Source organism: Microvirga tunisiensis (assembly GCF_009296175.1).
Taxonomy (GTDB): Bacteria; Pseudomonadota; Alphaproteobacteria; order Rhizobiales; family Beijerinckiaceae; genus Microvirga; species Microvirga tunisiensis.
Window position 1 is genome coordinate 1 of sequence record NZ_VOSK01000511.1, and the last position, 3,448, is coordinate 3,448.

Sequence of the window (3,448 nt, forward strand, 5' to 3'; positions counted from 1 at the left end):
AGGGCATCAACATAGGCGGCAAACCGCGCCTCGCGCGTCTCTGATGGGATAGGAAGGTTCATCACACGCCTCCGCATGATGGATCTCCCGACTATAGCTCGCCTCGTGAGTTTATGACACAGTAGTATTAGACGGGATATGCTTCCGGAGACGAGCTTTTCCGGAAGCATATCGGAAGCACAAGATAGGCGATTGCCTCCCGTGCCGCTATCGAACCTTCATCCTCAGTCTCGGGCGATGCCCTGAACGTCGTTCGGCAGGCGGAGCGGATCGCCCGCTGGCAGTAGGCTCTCCAACACATCTGCTCCGATAGCTCCGATAGCTCCGTTAGCTCTGCAAAATGCAGTTTTGGGCTGGACCCTTGCTACACTTGCTACGTTTGCTACGTTTGCTACGGTCTGGGTGCTGACGGCCTCAACTGTCGCAACCGTCGCAGGTGGTCTCTCCACCTGGAATTCTCGGCTGCCCGCTCCCTCCGCCAAGCCCAGGGGTCAACATGCCCCCCCCCTGCTCCTGGCCAGGATTTATCCGTTGTGGCAGGGGACCGGCGAAGGAGGAGACACGCCATTCAGGCCCTCGCTGTGTCGGCTGGCAGCCCAATGTGGCGAAGCCACGCCAGCGCGACCTAGCGGGTTTGGCTGCCGGTTCTGGCTCCATGGTGCTCCTTAAGCCGCCTGGGCTGTTAACGGCCCAGCCCGGTCGAAGTAGTCCGTGTCGGTCTCATTCAGCCGCTGGAGCCAGACCAGGACGCCTTCGGCACTCTCCGCAGCCTGTTGCCTGGGCGTCGCCACATGTCCGAAGTGTGTCGCGCAGCGATATACTCTCTTACCGCTTGGCGACACACTTCGGACATCGCCGTTCTCGATCCGTACTCGGACAAGTGGCGGGTGCCTTTTTCGTTACAATATACCCTGGGGGTTGTTTGAATTGCGTCCACTGCTTTCGCTGTACGAGCCGTCACCGACCGAGCCGCCGCCGCGTCCGTCGCTGCCGCCCGACATGCCGGTATCCGCCGTTCCGCGCCCGTCAGACCTGACGCCATCGATGCCGAGGACCGAGCCCGAGCCGCTGCGCCGTTCGTCTCGGCGGCTGACGAAGCCCTGGCCGAGGAGGTTGCCCTGCCGGTCGGTCACCGTGCGGCTGATGCCCATGTCCTGGTCGAAGCTATCCACTATGTCGGCATAGCCAGGGTTCGAGAACCCGAGCCCGCCGAAGGGATCGTTCGGCCCGAAGGCTTCGCCGCCGCCATAGGCCCCGGCATTGTCGTGGATGACGCCGTCGCGGGTGCGGGTGGTCTCCCGGCCCGTGGCATTCGAGCCCGCAGCCCTGGCAACCGGCCCCGGCGTCCAGAAGTCCTCGCGGACCATGGGCGCGGTGCGTTGCGGCACGGCCCGTTGCGGCACGCCGGGAGCCATCATGCCGCCGAGCAGGTTGTTCCTGCCGACATTGCCCTTGATCATGGTCCCGATGCCGCTTAACGGACGCTGCGGCGGGATCGGGCCGACATTCGGATTGCGCATGCCAATCTTGCCGGGACGCTGCGGCGGGATCGGCGCGGTCTCATCGAAGTAGCCCAAGGCGTCGCGGTTCTTGCCCGCAAAGCTGTTGGTGCCGTAAGCGCCCTGGATCTGCTGATCGGTGATGTCGCTCAGCAGCGGGTCCGAGAACGACGACGAAGGATCGTTCGCGCCAAAGTTACCAGTGATCGAGGGGTCAAAAGGTTCATAGCCGAAGCTTTGATCTCGCCCCGCAGGCGAGCCGGGACCGTAGTAGTTGGGTCCCGTCATGACGTGGCCCGCCTTGCCGACCGGCATCGAGCCGTGCTTCTTCTGCAAGTCGCGCTGATACGCGCCCGCCTTGCTGCCCCTGAGCAGAGCGTCGTTCTGATAGAACGTGCCGCCCATGGCAGTGCCCTGGAACGTGCCATTGTCGTAATAGTCGTCGTAAACCTGCCGCGCTTGGTCGTACATTCCGGTCTGCGTCTGGCCCTGCGGCTTGCCGGTTGCACCGGCCTTGGCATGGCCGTAGGCGGCACTCTCCTTCGGGCTCCAGGCGTTGTACTCTCCGCCTTTGCGGGCCATGGCGACGCCCTGGAGGGTGCTGTCGCGTTTCTGGTTGTAGTTCACCCCCTTGCCGATGGCCGAGATCCGGTTTTCGATGCTGTCGAGCACCGCGCCATAGCCCTGGCGGTTTTCCCTGGGGCCGCCCTCGCCCATCATCGTGCCAATGGCGACATCGCGCCGGTCGGCATCCATCCCGAACGCGCCGGTTGCGCCAAAGCCCTCGACCTTGGGGCCGGTGTCGCCGCCGGAGTACTGGCCGGAGCGGTCGTATTTATCGTCGGTGCCCATGTTCAGCTCCTCCGCAGGCGTTGCGCCAACGCCTGTTGACGCGATGGGATCTGGTCGGGATCGTCGGGAACCGGCGCAATCTGACCGGCCTTCGGCATCACCTCATCGAAGTAATCGCGCATGCCCTGGATGTGGTCGACCACATCGCGGCTGGTCGGCGAGAACTCGACGCCATCAGGCCGCCCGAACTCGCCGTCGTAGCGGCCTTCCAGCGGCGCTGGCGAGCCGTAGCGCATCATGTAGTCGTCGACCCAAGCGTCCTGCTCGTCTTCGGTCAGGCCAGCCGGAGGTTCGCCGTGGTTCGAGGCTTTCTCGTAGGGATAATCGAGCAGCAGGTCGCGTAAGATGGCAATCCGCCTCGGGTCTGGGTCACGCATCGCAAGCCCCTGTCTCTGCACTCTGTTTGTTCTAATATCAGCGGTTCCGTCTCGCCCGTCCATGGGCCTGAGGGCCGCACCGTTGCGGCACACACGCTGATCAGCGGCCCCGCCTCTTCTTCTTCGCCGCCTTGCGCTCGGCCCATTCCATGACGTTCATGTTTGACCGGACGCTGACCGTGCCGTCCGGTTGCTGCACGGCCTCGTAGGTCAGCTCCTGCGCGACCGGCTTCTTCTCTTCGACCGGCCTGAAAGCATAGGGGCGAGACATGCAACTATATCTCACTTCATCTGCGCAATGATCCTCTCCATCGCTGTTCAAATCCTCCGGTCGATCAGGATCGTGCTGCAACACGGGCACGGTGCGGATGAAATGAACGCAGGTTTCGAACACGTAAAACGCCGGGGTCCAATCCGGTCCTGGCCCAGCCTCGGTCCAGCCTTCACCGCGCAACCTCGATCTCAGTTGATCCCAGCCGCCCATCGCGCCCTTGGTGGCGACACGGCTGTTATCGCCCCGGCGGATGTTGCGGATGCCGTTGACGACCATCCGCTCGGCCAGCGATGGGCCGCCGCTCTCGATAAACATCGAGGGATCGACCACGACGTAGGCGTACTTGATGCCGTCAGACGTGTCGGGGATCGAGCGGGCTTTGATGCCTCGGGCGAACTCCTTGACATCGAGCTTGATGCCGACGTTGGCCTTGGGCTTGCCGGTGA

General features: G+C 63.5%; 2 protein-coding genes and 1 pseudogene. All 3 read right to left on the reverse strand.

The genetic code is table 11. The annotated features are described in order from the left end of the window. Positions 1–899: 899 nt before the first annotated feature. On the reverse strand, positions 900–2,351 hold the full coding sequence (locus FS320_RS40340; protein WP_152718107.1) for a hypothetical protein: 1,452 nt from the start codon (positions 2,349–2,351) through the stop codon (positions 900–902). A 2-nt stretch (positions 2,352–2,353) separates the two neighbouring features. Continuing rightward, positions 2,354–2,728, reverse strand: coding sequence for a hypothetical protein (locus tag FS320_RS40345; RefSeq protein ID WP_152718109.1), 375 nt, complete (start codon positions 2,726–2,728; stop codon positions 2,354–2,356). A 100-nt stretch (positions 2,729–2,828) separates the two neighbouring features. Further along, positions 2,829–3,448: pseudogene (locus FS320_RS46625) on the reverse strand (hypothetical protein); the annotation flags it as partial.

Excerpts from the sequence above, each read along its gene's own strand:
- FS320_RS40345 (WP_152718109.1), bottom strand. The coding sequence starts at position 2,728 with ATGCGTGACCCAGACCCGAGGCGGATTGCCATCTTACGCGACCTGCTG.
- FS320_RS40340 (WP_152718107.1), bottom strand. The coding sequence starts at position 2,351 with ATGGGCACCGACGATAAATACGACCGCTCCGGCCAGTACTCCGGCGGC.